Raw genomic sequence first — 16,006 nt, forward strand, 5'->3', positions numbered from 1 at the left:
GTCACCCCCGCAGCTTCGGGTCGAAGTAGGTGTAGGAGGCGTCGACGACGAGGTTCATCAGCAGGATCAGCGCGGCGCTGACCAGCACGATCCCCTGGATCATCGGATAGTCGTGGTAGAGGACGGCGTTGAGCGCCTCCGAGCCGAGCCCCGGCAAGGTGAAGATCAGCTCGATGACCACCGCGCCGCCGAGCACCCGGGCCGCCTGCAGCCCCAGCACGGTCACCACCGGTACGGCCGCGTTCTTGCCGGCGTACTTCGCGATCACCACCCGGCGCGGGATGCCCATCGCCACCGCGGTCTGTACGTAGTCGCGTTCCAGCACGTCGACCACCGCCCCGCGGGTCTGCCGGACCAGTTCGGCCGCCGGGTCGACGGCGAGGGCCAGCGCCGGCAGCGTGACGCTCAACGCCCAGCCCGTCGGATCCTCGCCCAGCGCCACGTAGCCGCCGGCCGGGAACCAGGACCGGTTCACCGCGAAGACGGTGACCAGCAGCAGCCCGATCGCGAACGGTGGTGCCGCCATCGCGCCGGCGGAGACCGACGAGACGATCCGGTCGAAGGCGCTGCCCCGCTTCACCGCGGCCAGGACCCCGAGCGGTACGGCGACGAGCAGCGCGACGGCCAGGGCGAGGAAGGTCAGCCACAGGGTCACCGGCAAGGCCGCCAGGATCGCCTCGCTCACCGGCCGGTTGGTGTAGAGCGAGGTGCCCATGTCGCCCCGGGCCAGGTCACCTAGGTAGCCGACGTAGCGTTCCAAGATGGAGTCGTTGAGGCCCAGCCGTTCCCGGGTCTCCTCGATGTCCTGCGCGGTCGCGTTGTCGCCAGCCACGATGGCGGCCGGGTCGCCGGGCGTCAGGTCCATCAGCAGCAGGACGCCCAGGATGAGGATCAGCAGCATCGGGACGATGGTGGCCAGCCGCCGGCCGACGACGCTCAGCACGGCGCTGGCCCCTTCTCGACCCGCACCGGACCGGCGCCGGCACGGGCCGGCCCGCCACCGGTGCCGTCCCGCGTGCCGGACGCCACGAAGCAGGCCACCGCGCCACCGTCGGGCCTGTCCACCAGCGGTGGCGGCTCGGCGCCGCACCGGTCGATCCGCAGCGGGCAGCGGGGCGCGTACTGGCAGCCGGCCACCGGCGCCGGGCCGGTGGCCGGTTCCGTCGTGGTCGCCTGCCGTTCGCGCTGGCGTACCGGGTCGGCGACCGGGATCGCGTGCAGCAGCCGCCGGGTGTACGGGTGTGCCGCGTGGGCGAAGACCTGCTCGGCGTCACCGGTCTCGACCACCCGGCCCCGGTACATCACCACGATCTCGTGGGCGATCGCCCGGACCAGCGACAGGTCGTGGGAGATGAACACCAGCGCGATACCGCGCTCGCGCTGCAGGTCCCGCAGCAGGTTGAGGATCTGGCCCCGGATCGACACGTCGAGCGCCGCCACCGCCTCGTCGCAGACCAGGACCGACGGGCCCGGCGCGAGCGCCCGGGCGATCGCGATCCGTTGCAGCTGGCCGCCGGAGAAGCCGGACGGGTAGCGCTCGCCCTGCCCCGGATCGACGCCGACGCTGCGCAGCAGGTCGTCGACCCGGGCCCGGACCTCGTCACGGCCCAGACCGGGCTCGTGCACGTGCAGCGGTTCGGCGACCGAGTCGCGAACCCGCATCCGCGGGTCCATCGAGGTGAACGGGTCCTGGTGCACCATCTGGGCGTTACGCCGCCAGGCGCGCAGCTCGCGGCGCCGCAGGCGGCTCACGTCGATTCCGCCGGCCGACACCGAGCCGCGGTCGGCCTTGATGAGCCGCAGCAGCAGCCGGGCGACGGTCGACTTGCCCGACCCGGACTCGCCGACGATGCCGAGGGTGCGGCCGGCGTGCACCGCCAGGCTCACGTCCTGCACTGCGGGGACCGTACGCACCGCCCGGCCGACCAGGTTGCGCGAGGTGACGAACGTCTTGTGCAGGTTGCGGGCGGCGATCACCGGCGGTCCGGCCGGGTTCGCGCCGTCAACGGCGACCATGGACAACTCCCTGCTTGACGAGAGCCGGTTCGCCGACGCGTACGCAGCGCACCGACCGGGGTCCGTCGACGTGGACCGGTGGCGGATGGTCGGTGCACCGCTCGCCGTCGACCACCGGGCAGCGGGTGGCGAAGCGGCAGCCGGCCGGCCATTCGCCGGGCAGGGCGACCCGGCCGGGGATCGACACGAACCGCTCGGAGCGGTGCACCTCGGTCGGTACGGCGGCCAGCAGCGCGGCCGTGTACGGGTGCTGCGGGTCGGCGAAGAGGTCCAGGACCGGTGCCTGCTCGACGACCTGGCCGGCGTACATGACCGCCACCCGGTCGGCGAGGTCGGCCACTACGCCGAGATCGTGGGTGATGATGACGATCGCCAGGTCGAGCCGGTCCCGTAGTTCCCGTAGCAGCGCCAGGATCTGCTCCTGCACGGTGACGTCGAGGGCCGTCGAGGGCTCGTCGGCGATCAGGATCTTCGGCGAGCAGGCCAGCGCCATCGCGATCATGACCCGCTGGCACATGCCGCCGCTGAACTGGTGCGGATAGGCCCGGGCCCGCTCCTGCGGCGACGGGATGTGCACCAGCGAGAGCATCTCGACCGCCCGGTCCCACGCCTGCCGGCGGCCGCATCCGGTGTGGTGCCGGACCACGTCGGCGATCTGGTGCCCGACGGTGAACGCCGGGTTCAGGCTGCGCATCGGCTGCTGGAAGATCATCGCGATCTCGGCGCCCCGGATCCGGTCCCGTTCCCGGCGTCCGAGGCCGAGCAGGCTCCGGCCGTCGTAGCGGATGTCGCCACCGGCGATCCGGCCGCCCTGCAGGTCCAGCAACTGCATGACGGCCAGCGAGGAGACCGTCTTGCCGCAGCCGGACTCCCCGACGATGCCGAGCACCTCACCGGCGCGTACGTCGTAACTGACGCCGTCGAGCACCCGGGTCCAGCCGGCCGCCCCCTGGAAGTCGACGCTGAGGTCGGACACCTCCAGCAGCGGCCGGGTCTCGTCGTCCATCCCGTCTCCTGTCCCCGGTACGGGGACCCCGACCGCTCGCCGTCGGGGTCCCGCGCCGTCCTTTCCGCCCGTTCGGATCAGCCGGTGATGCCGAGTCGGGTCGGGTCGAAGATGTACGAGTAGGAGTAGAAGGCGCCCGGCTCGACCTGCACGTTCGTGCCGGTCAGCCAGCCGAACTGGGGCGCGCACACCATGATGTGGGTGGGCGAGCCGGTCAGGTGGCCGCTGATCTTCTGCATCGCCGACGCGCGTTCCGGGCTGCCGATGGCGAACTGTGCCGACTCGTCGACCAGGGCGGTCAGTTCCGGCGACGCCGGCCCACCGACCGCGTCGGTGGCGAGGTAGGAGGTCGAGAGCGTCAGTGCCGGATCGACGCCTGCGGTGATCAGTGCCGAGAACGCGTCCCAGCCGCCCTTGCGCCACTCCGCGCGGGCCTCGCCGCCGGGGACGTTGGTCAGCTCCAGGGTGATGCCCACCTCGGCGAGCTGGGCCTGCACGGCCTGGGCGATCTCGGTGTAGGGGCTGACCCCGACCACGTTGGTGCGCAGCACCAGGTTCGTCACGCCCGCCTCGGCCAGCAGTCGCCGGGCTTCGGCCTGGTCGTACCGGATCTGGCTGTCGAGTGCGGGGTCGTTGCCGATGCTGGCGGCGGTGAACGGCTGCAGTGCGGGTACGCACTCGCCCTCCATCAGGCCGTCGTTGATCGCTTCGCGGTTGACCGCGAGGTTCAGCGCGCGCCGGACCCGCTCGTCGGAAAGTTGGGGGTGCTTGGTGTTGAGCAGAATGCCGATGACCGCCGAGCCCAGCGCCCGTTCGATCTTCGCCTGCCCCCGCGTCTCCAGCTCCTGCGCCTGCTGGAAGATCGTCGCGGGCAGTTGCATGACGTCCAGCTGCCCGGTACGCAGCGCGTTGAAGCGGGCGTTGTCGTCGGGAATGGACCGGTAGGTGATCTTCGCGACCTTGGCCCGGTCGGGTGCCCAGTAGCCGTCGAACCGCTCGTAGGTGGCGCTGTCGCTGGTCGAACTCACCAGTTTGTACGGTCCCGCGCCGACCGGTTGCTGCGCGACGTTGCCGTCGAACGCCGCCGGGCTGATCATCGCTCCGGGGATGTCGGCGAGGCTGTACGGCAGGAGGCTGCCGTCGCCGTTGAGGTTGAAGACCACGGTGCCGGCGTCGGGCGTCTGCACCGAGTCGATGAGGGCGAAGACCCGTGCGACGGTGGAGCCCTCGAGTTCCTTGCCGCGGGTGATGTTGGCGGCGACGGCCTCGGCATTGAACGGGGTGCCGTCGTGGAACGTCACGCCGGAGCGCAGCTTCATCGTCAGGGTTCGGCGGTCGTCCGCCAGCTCCCACGACTCGGCGAGCATCGGTTCCAGTTTGTTGTCGGCGAACGACAGCAGGCGGTCGTAGATCGGGAAGTCCCACGGCACGTCGGTCGCGAAGTTGCGCGACAGGTGTGGGTCGAAGCTCGTTCCGAAGGCGTTGGTGGCCAGCCGCAGCTCGGCCGAGCGGTCCAGGGCACCGCCGGACGTGTTGCCTGACGGTGAGTGCTGCCCGCCCCCGCCGCCGCAGCCGGCCAGGGCCAGGCTCACGGCGATCAGGGACACAAGCAACCGCGACTTGTATCTCATGGGTTGTCTCCCTCGTGCGCCGACCGCGTCACGCGGTCCTCGACAGCACCACTTCCGGCGGGTCGATCGGTCGAACGACGAGCGGTGCACCGCGCCGGAGCGTCACCGTCCGCCGGAAGTTCTGAACCTTTGTCGGCTCGTTACGTTGAGCCGGCCGAATGTCTCGTACGGTGTCCTGACCAGCACAGATGTCCATGCCGGACGTCGCCGAGCCTTTCGTGATCTCGGCCACTATGAGAATAGTATGCATAGATTTTGCAAGTCAACGACATACGGCTGTAACATCCCGTAACTTTCAGTGAGCCACCGGCCGCCGCCCGCCGCGTCAGGCCGGCAGGTCCGCCGGCAGCCGGTAGCGCATCTCCCGCGCCTCGCGCAACACGTGCCGGGTGGCGGCCACCTCCTCGGCGGTCGGCTCCGGCAGCTCCGACAGCTCGCCCGGCTCCTCCCGCAGCCACCGGAAGCAGGCGCGGGCCTCCTGCCAGGACACCCCGGGGCGCAGCGCCGCCGGGACGAAGCCCTCCCGGCTGTCGAACGTGAGCCGTCCGAGCGGTGTCAACAACACCTCCGGGCCGCGACCGGCCGGATAGCCCAGCCGTTCCCGCTCCCCCGGCCCGGACAGGTGTCCGGGGCTGGTGACGTAGTCGACCCGTTCCGGATACGCCCGGGCCCGGTCACCGGTACTCAGCAGCACCAGGCCACGCCCCAGGCTGCCCAGTTCGGTCCCGCCGCCGGAGCCGGGCAGCCGTACGGTCGGCCGGTCGTAGTCGCCCACCACGGTCGTGTTGACGTTGCCCCGCCGGTCGACGATCGGCGCCTCGAGGAACGTACGGGCCACCCGGCCACGCCCCAGCCACGAATAGAGGGCGTCCATGCTGCCGCCGCACATCGGCGCGCCCACCGCGGCCCGCAGGTCCGACGGCGAGGTTGACAGCTGCGGGGTGAGGCGGTCCTCGACGATGCCGCACTCGTAGACCACGACCAGGTCCGGTGCGTGCAGGTGACGCGCGATGCGCGCCGCGACCATCGGCCAGTGGAAGCCGACGAAGGTCACCTCGCCGTCCCGGAACTCCCGGGCCGCGTTGATCAGGAACCATTCGAACGGGTGGACGGTCGACATATCACCACCACCGGTCCCGCAATGCCAGCGCCGCCAGGCGGTCACCGCCGAGCCGGGCCAGGAAACCCGGATGGTCGTCGGTGCCGTCGATCCAGTCCCGCACGTAGTCCTCGAATCCCTCGACGGTGGCGGTCGCCGCCCCGTAGTCGATGTGGTGGTCCAGGTCACGGCGGTAGTAGCCGGAGCTGTCGGTCGGATGGGCCGCCCACGGCTCCACCACCACCGCCTCCACCGCGAAGCCGGGCACGACGGTGAGTTCGGGCCGCTCCCGGACCACCTCGGTGGCCACCACCTCCTCGGCTACCAGGACGATCCGCTCGCACGCCCCGATCGCATACCGCAGCTCGGCGGTCGGACCGAAGACCTGACCGTTGCCGAACTCGTCGACCCGCTGCACGTGGAAGATCCCGATCCGGGGCGTGATCGCCCGTGCGACGCTGACCAGCTCACCGTCGCCGAACGGCGAGGTGACCGTGCCGAGCTTGTCCGGCCAGCGCCGGCGGACCAGGTCGTGGCCGCTGAGCGTGACCGGGGTGGTCGGCATGAACGGCAGGCCCAGGGCACCGGCCGCCAGTCCCATCGTCATCGCGCCGAAGCTGAGTTCCTCGATCGCCGGCCGGTTCGGGTGGCCGCCCTCGACCGCCCGCCGAAATGCGTGGGCCGGCTCGGGGCCGACCGAGTTCCACACGTGACAGAACGCCAGTTCGGCGACGCAGCCGGCGCCGACCAGCAGGTCGACCAGCACTCCCCCGCTGGTCTTGAGCACGTCCAGGCCGGTCCGGCGCTGGCGGACGATCTCGTGCGCCAGCGCCATCGGGTCACCGAAGGCGAACCCGCCGATCAACAACTGCTGCCCGTCCGGCACGAGGTCCGCGACCAGCTCGCGCATGGACATCCGGGGCACCCGTCTGGGCATGACACCACCTCCCACCGGCACGCAACCGCCGGTTGTTCGATTCGGACGATCTGTCGGACCGGCACCGTCGGCTCGGTACCGGCGACGCGGGCGGGCGTCAGGCCCGCTCGAACGCGGCGGCCATGCCCTGCCCGCCACCGACGCACATCGTCTCCAGGGCGTACCGGCCACGACGCCGGCGCAGCTCGTGCAGGAGCGAGGTCATGATCCGTACGCCGGTGGCGGCGATCGGATGACCGAGCGAGATCCCGCCCCCGTTGACGTTGACCCGCTCGTCGTCTCGCAGGCCCCACTCGGCCAGCACGCCGAGCACCTGGCATGCGAACGCCTCGTTGACCTCGATCAGGTCGAAGTCGTCGAACTCCAGGCCGGTCGCCGCGAGCAGGCGGGCGGTCGCCGGCACCGGCCCGATTCCCATCAGCGCGGGATCGCAGCCCGCAGCCGCCCATCCGACCAGGAACCCGGCCGGTTCCAGGCCGAGCCGGTCGAGGGCGTCCTCGGCCACCACCAGGCAGGCGGCCGCCGCGTCGTTCTGCTGCGCGGCGTTTCCGGCGGTCACCGTGCCACCGGGCCGGATCGCCCGGAGTCCGGCGAGCGCCGTCGCGTCGGTGTCCGGACGGATGCCCTCGTCGGTGGCGAACGGCACCGGATCGCCCCGGCGGCGCGGGACCTCGACCGGCACCACCTCGGCGTCGAACCGGCCGGCCGCCCAGGCCGCCGCGGCGCGCCGGTGGCTGGCCACCGCGAACGCGTCGGACTCGGCGCGGGAGATGTCGTATCGGGCGGCCAGGTTCTCCGCCGTCTCGATCATTCCCGAGATGGGGCCGTGCCGCCATTCCGGTTGCGACCGCTGCCGGCCGCGGTCGAGCCGGTCGTGCAGGACCGAGCCGCCGGACCGCCGACCCCAGCGCACGTCGGTCGTGTAGTGCTCGATGTTGCTCATCGACTCGACGCCGCCGGCCAGCACACAGTCCGCGGCACCGGTCTGGACCATCATCGCCGCGGTCACCACCGCCTGCAGGCCGCCGCCGCAGCGCCGGTCGATCTGCAGCCCCGGAACGTGTTCGGGCAGGCCGGCGTGCAGCGCCACCCAGCGACCCACGCACGGTGTCTCCGAGTTCGCGTAGGACTGCGCCAGCACCACGTCCCCGATCGATCCGGGATCAACGCCGGACCGTTCGACGACCGCGCGGACCACCGTCGCGGCGAGGTCCTCCACCGGTACCGGACGCAGCGCCCCGCCGAACACCCCGACCGGGGTACGCAGCGGGCTGACGATCGCGGCTCGCCTCATCATCGACCTCCTGCTCTCGTGGTTCCCGACCGTGCGGGCGACGCCGACGCCCGAAGCGACTCCGCAAGGGCGGGCCGGTGTTCCGGCGCGGCGATCGCCAGCATCCGTTCGCGGCGCTGGTCGAGGGTGAGCCCGCGCAGGTCGGCGACTCCGTGCTCGGTAACCACCACGCAGGCGTCGCTGCGGGCGGTGCTGACCGGCCCGCTCAACTGGACGACGATCCGCGAGGTTCCCCGCGACGTGGCCGGGAGCGCGACGACGGGTACGCCGCCGAGCGACCGCCGCGCCCCGCGCAGGAAGTCCACCGCGCCGCCGACCGCGCCGACGTACTCCCCACCCACCTCCTCGGCGTTGATCTGCCCGGTCAGGTCGACCTGCAGCGCGGAGTTGACCGCGACGAACCGGTGCTGGGCCGCCAGCACTTCCGGATCATGGGTGTAGGTCGTCTCCCGCAACTGGAAGGCGGGATCGTGTCCGGCGGCCCGGAAGAGCCGCTCGGTCCCCATCAGCAGGCCGGTCACCACCTTGCCGCGATCGACGGTCTTGCGTCGGCCGGTCACCACGCCCGCCGACATCAGGTCCACGACCGCGTCGGTCACCAGACCGGAGTGGACACCCAGGTCGCGATGATTGGCCAGTTGCGCCAGAATCGCCGACGGAAGCGAGCCGAGACCGACCTGCAGCGTCGCCCCGTCGGGCACGAGTTCCGCCACCCGGCGTGCGATCGCGAGGTCGATCTGCGCCGGCGGCCTGGACGGCATCTCGACCGGTGGTCGCCGCGTCGGCACGACCACGTCGATCCGGTCCGGGTCCAGCCGGCCGCCGCACTCCACCCGGGGCACCAGTTCGTTGACCTCGGCGATCACCACGCGGGCGCGCGCGAGGGCGGCGGTCAGGTACTCCTGCGCGAGGCCGTACCGGAAGGTCCCGTCCGGGTCGGGCGGCGGCACCAGAAGCAGTAGCACGTCGATGCGGAACTCATCCGAGGCAAACAGTTGCGGCAGCGTGGAGTAGTGGCCGGGCAGGATGTCGAGCCGACCGGCCCGGATCAGCTCGCGGTTGGCCCCGGTACCGCAGTAGGACACGAACGAGACCACGTCGGTGTGTTCGGGGCGTACGGTGTCGGCGGCGGGGATGCCGAGAAAGCACCGGAACGGGCCGATGTCCGCCCGGTCGGCCAGCAGCCGCTCGACCAGTGGCCGCGGTTCGGCGCAGCCCTGCCCCCACAGCACCGTGTCACCGGCCCGGACATGGCGTCGTAGGTCCAGATCGGCGAGCGGGATCTCGGTCGGCACGGCTAACCGCCGGCCAGTGTGGCTTGCCCGGATACCCGGTCCCCGCCTCCGCCGGCGGAGGCCGACAGCCGTGCCGAGTCGCCGGACCGGTCGCCGCGACACTCGATCGTCTCGTGGTCGAAGACCGGTCGCCGCACCCGCCAGTCGAACGACGTGACCGGTACCTCGTGCCGGCGCGGCAGCTCGAGCAGGAGCAACGCCAGCAGCGGCCCGTGCACGAGCAGCCCCGGTTGTCCCTCGACGTCTGTGGCGTAGGAGCGGTCATAGTGGATCCGGTGGGTGTTGTGGGTCAGCGCGCTGAACCGGAAGAGCAGCACCGGATCGGGCGGTATCGACAGCCGCCAGGTCGGCTCCGGCTCGGCCGGCACCATTTGCCCGGGGACCGGCCGGTTCGGATCCGACCGTTCGGGGCGGGCGCCCCGGGGGTCGGCCAGGTAGACGACCTCGCGTTCCTCAGCCATTCGCAGTTCGCCGGCCACCGACAGCTCCGACCGCAAGGTGACGATGAGCATCTCGCCGCTGCGCCCGGTCCGGGTCCGCGCCGCTGCCACCGACGTACGGCGCTGAACCTCGTCGCCGCAGCGCAGCCCGCCGTACGTCCACATCCGGCCGCCGCCGAACAGCCGGCGGCCGTAGTCGACCGGTGGCATGAAGCCGGTGTCCCGGGGATGGCCGTCCGGGCCCAGTGCCGCCTGCGGATGGTGGACCGGGAAGTAGAACCAGTGCCACAGCGGGGGCAACAGGTCGCCGTCGGCGCGTACCGGCGACGGCTGGTCGAGCAGGGCGGCGAAGCCGGCGGCCGGACCGGCCGTGATGGTGTCGTGCTCGTGCATGTCTGGCGGCCGCCACGCCTCGATCCCGGCCGCGAAGCCCGGCGCGGCGGGGTCCGGGCCGGTCACCGGTTCGCCCGTTCGATCAACTGTCGGACGATGACGGTGCGCAGAACCTCGTTGGTGCCCTCGCCGACGATCATCAGTGGGGCGTCCCGGAAGTACCGCTCGACGTCGAACTCGGTCGAGTAGCCGTAGCCGCCGTGGACGCGGACCGCGTCGAGGGCGATCTGCATCGCCGTCTCGCTGGCGAACAGCTTCGCCATCCCGGCCTCCAGGTCGGCACGCCCGCCGGAGTCGATCTTCCGGGCCGCGTCGAGGGTCAGCAGGCGGGCCGCCCGCAGGCTGGTCGCCATGTCGGCCAGATAGTTGCCGATCGACTGGTGCTGCCAGATCGGTCTGCCGAAGGTCTCGCGTTCCTGTGCGTAGCTGATCGAGTCGTCCAGCGCGGCCTGTCCGACTCCCAGCGCGCGGGCGGCGACCTGGATCCGGCCCACCTCGAGGCCACGCATCATCTGTGCGAAGCCGGCGCCCTCTGCGGCGCCGAGGACCGCGTCCCCGGGTACGAACACGTCGTCGAGCACCACCTCGCACGCCTCGACGCCCTTGTAGCCGAGCTTGGGGATATCCCGTGACACCGTGTAGCCGTGCGCTGGCTCGACGAGTAGCACGCTCACCCCCTTGTGGGCGGGCCGCGCGGCGGGATCGGTCTTGAGCAGGAGGGCGACGAGCCCGGCCCGCCGCGCGTTGCTGATCCAGGTCTTGGTCCCGTTGACCAGAAAGCCGTCACCGTGCCGGGTCGCGACGGTGCGCATGGCCTGCAGGTCCGAACCGCCGCCAGGCTCGGTGAGCGCCATCGTCGCCCGGATCTGCCCGGTCGCGAGGCTTGGCAGGTATCTGGACCGCTGCTCGGCGGTCCCGAACGTGCGCAGGAGGTAGACCACGACGGAATGCCCACCCATGGCGCCGGCCAGGCTCATCCAGCCGCGGGCCAGTTGCTCGGTGACCGCGACGAAGCACTCCATCGACGCGTCGATACCGCCGTACTCCTCGGGAACCAGCAGGCCGTAGATCCCGAGACGTTTCATCTCCTCGATGAACGCCTCCGGGTAGTCGTTGGCGTGTTCGATGTCCCGGACTGTCGGGCGGACCTCGCGATCGACGAAGCGGGCCACGGTGTCGACGATCTCGCTCTCTTCCTCCGTCACGTCCGACCCCTATCCATGCGCATCATAGCCATATATTGACTCCACGTTACGGGCACGTCAAGAGGCCATGCCGCGAGAACAAGTGGCTCACCACAGGCGGACGCCCGCCCCTTGACATGAGCGCAGCATCGGCTGCGGAGTGCGCGTACGCGTACACGAAGGGTCGGACCATCCGGGGCGACCTCGCCGGTGGCGACCGGCGGAAACCACCGGAACCCGACCGGCGACGACACGCCCGCCCGCCACGGCGGCGTCCTCGGTCATCACACCGGACCGGATCGCAGTCCAGAACTCTGTTGTGGACACCGAGCCATCCCGGGTACGACGAAGGGCCGGTGGAACCGCACGTAGGCGGCCCCACCGGCCCCGGTGGGTCGGTCAGATCAGGTCAGGCGCCCTTCCCCGTCTGGATGAAGCCCTCGTGGTGGCCGAGGATGATCCCTCCCGTCGGATGCCGCCACGCGACGTACCCGGTCCTCGGGTCGATCACCTCGAGCCGTACCAGGTTGCAGTGTGACAGCGGAATGATGAGCCGGCTACGGGGTGCGATGGTGGCGGCCCGCTGGAGCAGGTTGCCGTTGATGTCCTTGTACCACGCCTCCAGGGTCTGGTAGCCGACGTTCTCGAAGTCGAGCGCGGCGAGCAACGGGTGGTTGCTGGTCCGCGCCACCGTGAGGTCCGTCGAGTAGGTGCGGCCGTCCGGGGCGTACGCGGTCAGCGTGTAGGTCACGTTGCCGTCGTGCGTGCCACCCCCGACGCTGCCCTCCCAGGTGCCCACACCGCCGTACGGGATGTCGGAGAGGGTGGTACCGCCCCTCCTGACCACCACCCGGTCCGCCCCGGTCACCCGCCAGGTGAGGTTGACCGAGGTGTTGGCGCACGCGTGCACGGCAGTCGCCGACGAGGTGAAGTGGTCGACCTTCGGCCGGCCCGTGGTCCAGGCGGTGCCGTCGGCGGACGAACCCAGCTCGTGGCCGGACCGGCGGGGATAGACGCCGAAGTCGTACCGGGTCGTGGCGCTCATACCCGTGATCGTGTACGTCATCTGGCCGGTTCCCGGGTTCGCCGCCAGCACCGCGGTCGTGGCCGGGTTCGTGCTGCCGACCGACCGCCAGGCGACGACGTACTCGGCCTCGTTGTCGGCGTTGTCCTGCCAGCTGATCGTGATCGTCGAGTCGGTCCGGCCGGTCACGGTCAGCCCGGTCGGGTTGGCTAGCCGGGGCAGCAGGGTCGTGGCGCAGACCTCCGCCGCCGCCTCGGAGACCACGTTGAACGCGATCACCCGGTAGCAGTAGCGGGTGCCCGGGGTCAGGTCCCGGTCGGTCGTCCCGGTCGCCGGTACGTTGGCACGCCAGATCTCGGTCCACGGGCCACCGGCCACCGACCGCTCGACCCGGTAGCCGTCCTCGGTGGTCGAGTTGTCCCGCCAGCCCAACGAGATGCTGGTCGCCTTGATGCCCCATTTGCCGAACGGCAGGATGGTGGGCGCGACGACCGGTGCCGGCAGCGTGTACTCCCGGCAGCCGAGTTCCGTGTTGACCGTCCCGTAGGACCGGTTGATGGCGTACGCGCAGATCCGGTGTGGTCCCGGCACCATCATCGCCGGCAGGTCCGCGATGTCGAAGCCGTGCGCGGTGCCGTACCGCGGGTCCAGGTCGGAACGGTGACCGTCCGCGATCACGCTACGGACCCAGGTGCCGTCGTGGTAGAGGTCGACCTGGGTCGGGGTCGCCGGCTCGTCGGGGTCGACCGACCAGCCGCGCACCCGCACCTTGTCGCCGACCCGGGTGACCTCGTCGAGGGCGCCGAACGGGTTGTGCCGCACCGAGTACGTGTGGCACCCGAGCACCTTGTCCGCACCGGCTCCGACGTTGACGGCCCGTACGCAGACGGTGTGGTCGCCGTCGGTCGGCCGCTCCGGCACCGAGATGCTGAAGCCACGGGCGGTGCCGTACGCCGGGTAGTCGGCCAACGTTCCGGGCAGCTGCTGGTTCGCGAGCTTGCCGCCGACGAGCTGGTCACCGTGGTAGACCCGGACCTCGACGGCGGCGTTCGTGTCGCCGTCGACGGCCCAGCCGCGCAGCGTCAGCGACGTGCCGGCCCGCTCCAGCGGTTCCAGCACGCCGACCGGGTCGACCGCGACGTTCAGCGTCCGGCAGCCGATCCCCGCGTCGTGGCCCGCACCGTTGTTGATCGCGGTGGCACACACGTTCGCGCCGGCCACCGCCGGCACGGTGCCTGCGAACTGGCCGTTGGCGGCGGTCGTCACCGATCCGACCTTCCGGCCGCCGATGCTGATGTTGACCAGGACGTTGCCGCCGTCCGCGTCTTCGGCCCAGCCGGTCACCTGGATACCGGCCGGCACCCGGGTCGCCGTGCTCAGGCTGCCGATCGGGGGCAGGCCGGGGCCACCGGGGTCGCAGGCCGGCGGCGGGTCCGGCCGTTCGCAGAAGGGCCCGGCGTGGGCAGGTGTCGCCTGCACCACGAGTCCCCCCGTCGCGGCGAGTGCCGCGAACATCGCGGCACGGATACGTCTTCTCACTAGCTCCCTCTCTTGTGGAGAGGGCGGCGCCCCCCGGACCGCCCGAGCCGCTCCATCCATTCTGGACAGGCGTCGGCCATGCCGAGGCTGTCATGTGGATCTCCGAACGGCCGACGACTATCGGTTCGCCGACAATGTGGGGAACACCACTCAGGACCTCTTGCGTCCCGCCGGGCGACTGCCCACGGTGGCGGGCCGCCGACGGTTCCGCAGGACCACGCCGGCGCGGCACCATGCGAGCAGGTCGGCCGGGGCGGTCTCGGGGTCACCGCCGGCGGCTCGGGCGGTGGGTAGGTGTGCAGGGTCTTGAGGGCGGCCACGGTGCGGGCCCGCCACGCCGGCGCCTGGGAGTGGTGGTCGAACTGGACCGGGATCTGCCGGTCGAGGGTCAACACGAGCAGCAAAACCGGCCTTCGATCTGCGCCGGCACCTCCCGGAACGTGTCCGGTACCGGTTCGGCAGTACCAGGATGAGGTCGCCGTAGCTGAGGACGGTGTCGGGTGCGGTGTCGGTGAAGCGGGTTCCGGCGGAACGTCTTGGTCAACACCCCAATCGCCACCCGATCCGGCAACCTGTCCCGCGCCGCCCTGACGATACGAGGCTCCCCCAGCCACGACGGAACACACTGAGCTTAAGGAAGCGGCATTGGGCCTGAGGTCTGGGGTCCGACCGGGGTAAACCAACGCGGCACCACCTCGACCGCCATGAAACTCAAGATTTTCTCAAGTGGCTCCGCCTGGGAGCGATCCAATTCACCGAGGACTTTAGGTTTGCCATACGTCAATTGGCGTGGCCACCTCACCGAACCGGCCGTACGCAGGCGATGTGCACTCAGAAGGAGCAGGTTAATCAAGGGAGCCGGGCAACCGAATGACGCCCGAATGATGAACCGGACACTGAACTTCTTCACCTAGAGGAGATCTGATGAACCGACGTCTTTTGCTGTCGACAACTGTCGCAACAATGTGTGCCGTAACCCTGTTCGCGCCGCCCTCGGCAGCGGAGAACGGAAACGCCAACTGCGAGAATCTGCCCGGTAATCCTTCCGCCTCCGGCTGGACGAACTACGAGGAACTCGGCAAGCAACTCGCCCAAATCGAGGCGACCAGCCACGGCCGCGTCGACGTGGACGTCATCGGACAGTCCCAGCGGGGCCGGGACATCTACGCGGCGCGGGTCGGCACAGGTGACCGCGTGCTCCTGATCACGAGCGAGATCCACGGCAACGAGAAGACCGGCACCGAGGCGCTGCTGAGCATGCTCAAGACCCTCGGGTCCAGCGGCAGCCCGCAGGCCCAGTTGATCCGCGAGAACCTGACCGTCGTCGCCGTCCCGAAGTTCAACCCCGACGCTGCGGAGCTGAACCGTCGGCAGAACGACTTCCCGTGGAGCGAGGCGGTCGAGAAGTTCCCGCAGCTGGCCGGGACGACTCCGCCGTACTACTACAGCAACGGCGCACAGGGCTTCGACGTCAACCGCGACTTCAGTGCGGACCTCACCGCCGAGCCGTCGCCGGCGACCCGGCCCGCGAACGAGACCCTCCCCGGCATGTTCGTGACCAACGAGTCCCGGGCGCTGCGTGACCTGTACGTCGACCTGCGCAACGAGTTCGGCAAGGTCGATACCTACGTCGACCTGCACCACATGGGCCCGTGCAACCAGAACAACGACAGCGACCAGTACGTGACGGTGGCCCTGGACTTTCCGCCGCTCGGCTCCGAGATCGACGGCAACCCGCGGTACGCCGACTGGCCGCTGCTCGACCAGGACAGCTCCCGTCGGCACGCGCTTGCCGCCGCCCAGGGCATGATCCAGCACGGTGGCAACGGCAACGCCCAGAACTCGCCGTTCGTCGGCGGGGTCAGCCAGTACGTGCACTACCAGGTCGCCGACGGGTACAGCTTCGACCGCGACTACGCCGGGCAGGCCCGGTCGGCGTTCGCCCTCAACGGCAGCGCGACCGTCCTGTTCGAGGTGCGCGGCCAGTCCCACGCCTGGGGCCAGAAGCAGAAGGGCCAGCTGACCAAGGCCGTCGAGGCCGGCATCGTCGGGATTGCCGAGCGGATGGCGGACGGGTCCGTCGACAACCTGAACCACGCCGATTTCTACCAGCTGCCCAAGTACTGGTGAGGCCGTAGAGCCGGTACG

The 16,006-nt window shown here is 70.7% G+C and carries 13 protein-coding genes; 1 reads left to right on the forward strand and 12 read right to left on the reverse strand.

Going from position 1 to position 16,006, the window contains the following annotated elements:
- Position 1: 1 nt before the first annotated feature.
- The 12 genes from AB0M79_RS27500 to AB0M79_RS27555 all read right to left on the reverse strand — a co-directional run bounded on the left by AB0M79_RS27500 (position 2) and on the right by AB0M79_RS27555 (position 13,858).
- Positions 2-943 carry an ABC transporter permease gene (locus AB0M79_RS27500; RefSeq protein ID WP_364218786.1) on the reverse strand — a complete coding sequence of 314 codons (942 nt, stop codon included), beginning with the start codon at positions 941-943 and terminating at the stop codon, positions 2-4.
- Complete coding sequence (locus tag AB0M79_RS27505; RefSeq protein ID WP_364218788.1) at positions 937-2,016, reverse strand: oligopeptide/dipeptide ABC transporter ATP-binding protein; 1,080 nt, start codon at positions 2,014-2,016, stop codon at positions 937-939. Before AB0M79_RS27505 ends, AB0M79_RS27500 begins: the two co-directional genes overlap by 7 nt.
- On the reverse strand, positions 2,003-3,022 hold the full coding sequence (locus AB0M79_RS27510; RefSeq protein ID WP_364218790.1) for an ABC transporter ATP-binding protein: 1,020 nt from the start codon (positions 3,020-3,022) through the stop codon (positions 2,003-2,005). Before AB0M79_RS27510 ends, AB0M79_RS27505 begins: the two co-directional genes overlap by 14 nt.
- A gap of 77 nt (positions 3,023-3,099) precedes the next feature.
- Complete coding sequence (locus tag AB0M79_RS27515) at positions 3,100-4,653, reverse strand: ABC transporter substrate-binding protein (protein WP_364218792.1); 1,554 nt, start codon at positions 4,651-4,653, stop codon at positions 3,100-3,102.
- A 28-nt stretch (positions 4,654-4,681) separates the two neighbouring features.
- The gene (locus AB0M79_RS27520; protein ID WP_364218794.1) at positions 4,682-4,885 is read right to left on the reverse strand and encodes a hypothetical protein; all 204 of its coding nucleotides are present in this window, start codon (positions 4,883-4,885) and stop codon (positions 4,682-4,684) included.
- A gap of 93 nt (positions 4,886-4,978) precedes the next feature.
- Complete coding sequence (locus AB0M79_RS27525) at positions 4,979-5,773, reverse strand: CoA-transferase (protein WP_364218796.1); 795 nt, start codon at positions 5,771-5,773, stop codon at positions 4,979-4,981.
- 1 nt (position 5,774) lies between these two features.
- A complete protein-coding gene (locus tag AB0M79_RS27530) occupies positions 5,775-6,689 on the reverse strand; it encodes a CoA-transferase (RefSeq protein WP_364218798.1) in 915 nt (304 codons plus the stop codon).
- Positions 6,690-6,786: 97 nt separating this feature from the next.
- Positions 6,787-7,983: an acetyl-CoA C-acetyltransferase gene (locus tag AB0M79_RS27535; RefSeq protein ID WP_364218800.1), complete on the reverse strand. Its 1,197-nt coding sequence runs from the start codon at positions 7,981-7,983 to the stop codon at positions 6,787-6,789.
- Positions 7,983-9,278: an acetyl-CoA hydrolase/transferase C-terminal domain-containing protein gene (locus tag AB0M79_RS27540; RefSeq protein WP_364218802.1), complete on the reverse strand. Its 1,296-nt coding sequence runs from the start codon at positions 9,276-9,278 to the stop codon at positions 7,983-7,985. Before AB0M79_RS27540 ends, AB0M79_RS27535 begins: the two co-directional genes overlap by 1 nt.
- Before the next feature lie 2 nt (positions 9,279-9,280).
- Entirely contained in the window at positions 9,281-10,177 is an 897-nt protein-coding gene (locus AB0M79_RS27545) for a MaoC family dehydratase N-terminal domain-containing protein (protein ID WP_364218804.1), read from the reverse strand.
- Positions 10,174-11,316, reverse strand: a complete 1,143-nt coding sequence (locus AB0M79_RS27550; protein WP_364218806.1) for an acyl-CoA dehydrogenase family protein — start codon at positions 11,314-11,316, stop codon at positions 10,174-10,176. Before AB0M79_RS27550 ends, AB0M79_RS27545 begins: the two co-directional genes overlap by 4 nt.
- A 388-nt stretch (positions 11,317-11,704) precedes the next feature.
- A complete protein-coding gene (locus AB0M79_RS27555) occupies positions 11,705-13,858 on the reverse strand; it encodes a fibronectin type III domain-containing protein (protein WP_364218808.1) in 2,154 nt (717 codons plus the stop codon).
- Positions 13,859-14,821: 963 nt separating this feature from the next.
- Between AB0M79_RS27555 and AB0M79_RS27560 the strand changes: the two genes are divergently transcribed.
- Positions 14,822-15,988, forward strand: a complete 1,167-nt coding sequence (locus AB0M79_RS27560) for a M14 family zinc carboxypeptidase (RefSeq protein WP_364218810.1) — start codon at positions 14,822-14,824, stop codon at positions 15,986-15,988.
- The last annotated feature ends 18 nt before the right edge of the window (positions 15,989-16,006 follow it).

It is taken from the genome of Polymorphospora sp. NPDC051019 (assembly GCF_040683055.1).
Classification (GTDB): Bacteria; Actinomycetota; Actinomycetes; order Mycobacteriales; family Micromonosporaceae; genus Polymorphospora; species Polymorphospora lycopeni.

Excerpts from the sequence above, each read along its gene's own strand:
- AB0M79_RS27505 (WP_364218788.1), bottom strand. The coding sequence starts at position 2,016 with ATGGTCGCCGTTGACGGCGCGAACCCGGCCGGACCGCCGGTGATCGCC.
- AB0M79_RS27510 (WP_364218790.1), bottom strand. The coding sequence starts at position 3,022 with ATGGACGACGAGACCCGGCCGCTGCTGGAGGTGTCCGACCTCAGCGTC.
- AB0M79_RS27515 (WP_364218792.1), bottom strand. The coding sequence starts at position 4,653 with ATGAGATACAAGTCGCGGTTGCTTGTGTCCCTGATCGCCGTGAGCCTG.
- AB0M79_RS27525 (WP_364218796.1), bottom strand. The coding sequence starts at position 5,773 with ATGTCGACCGTCCACCCGTTCGAATGGTTCCTGATCAACGCGGCCCGG.
- AB0M79_RS27530 (WP_364218798.1), bottom strand. The coding sequence starts at position 6,689 with ATGCCCAGACGGGTGCCCCGGATGTCCATGCGCGAGCTGGTCGCGGAC.
- AB0M79_RS27535 (WP_364218800.1), bottom strand. The coding sequence starts at position 7,983 with ATGAGGCGAGCCGCGATCGTCAGCCCGCTGCGTACCCCGGTCGGGGTG.
- AB0M79_RS27560 (WP_364218810.1), top strand. The coding sequence starts at position 14,822 with ATGTGTGCCGTAACCCTGTTCGCGCCGCCCTCGGCAGCGGAGAACGGA.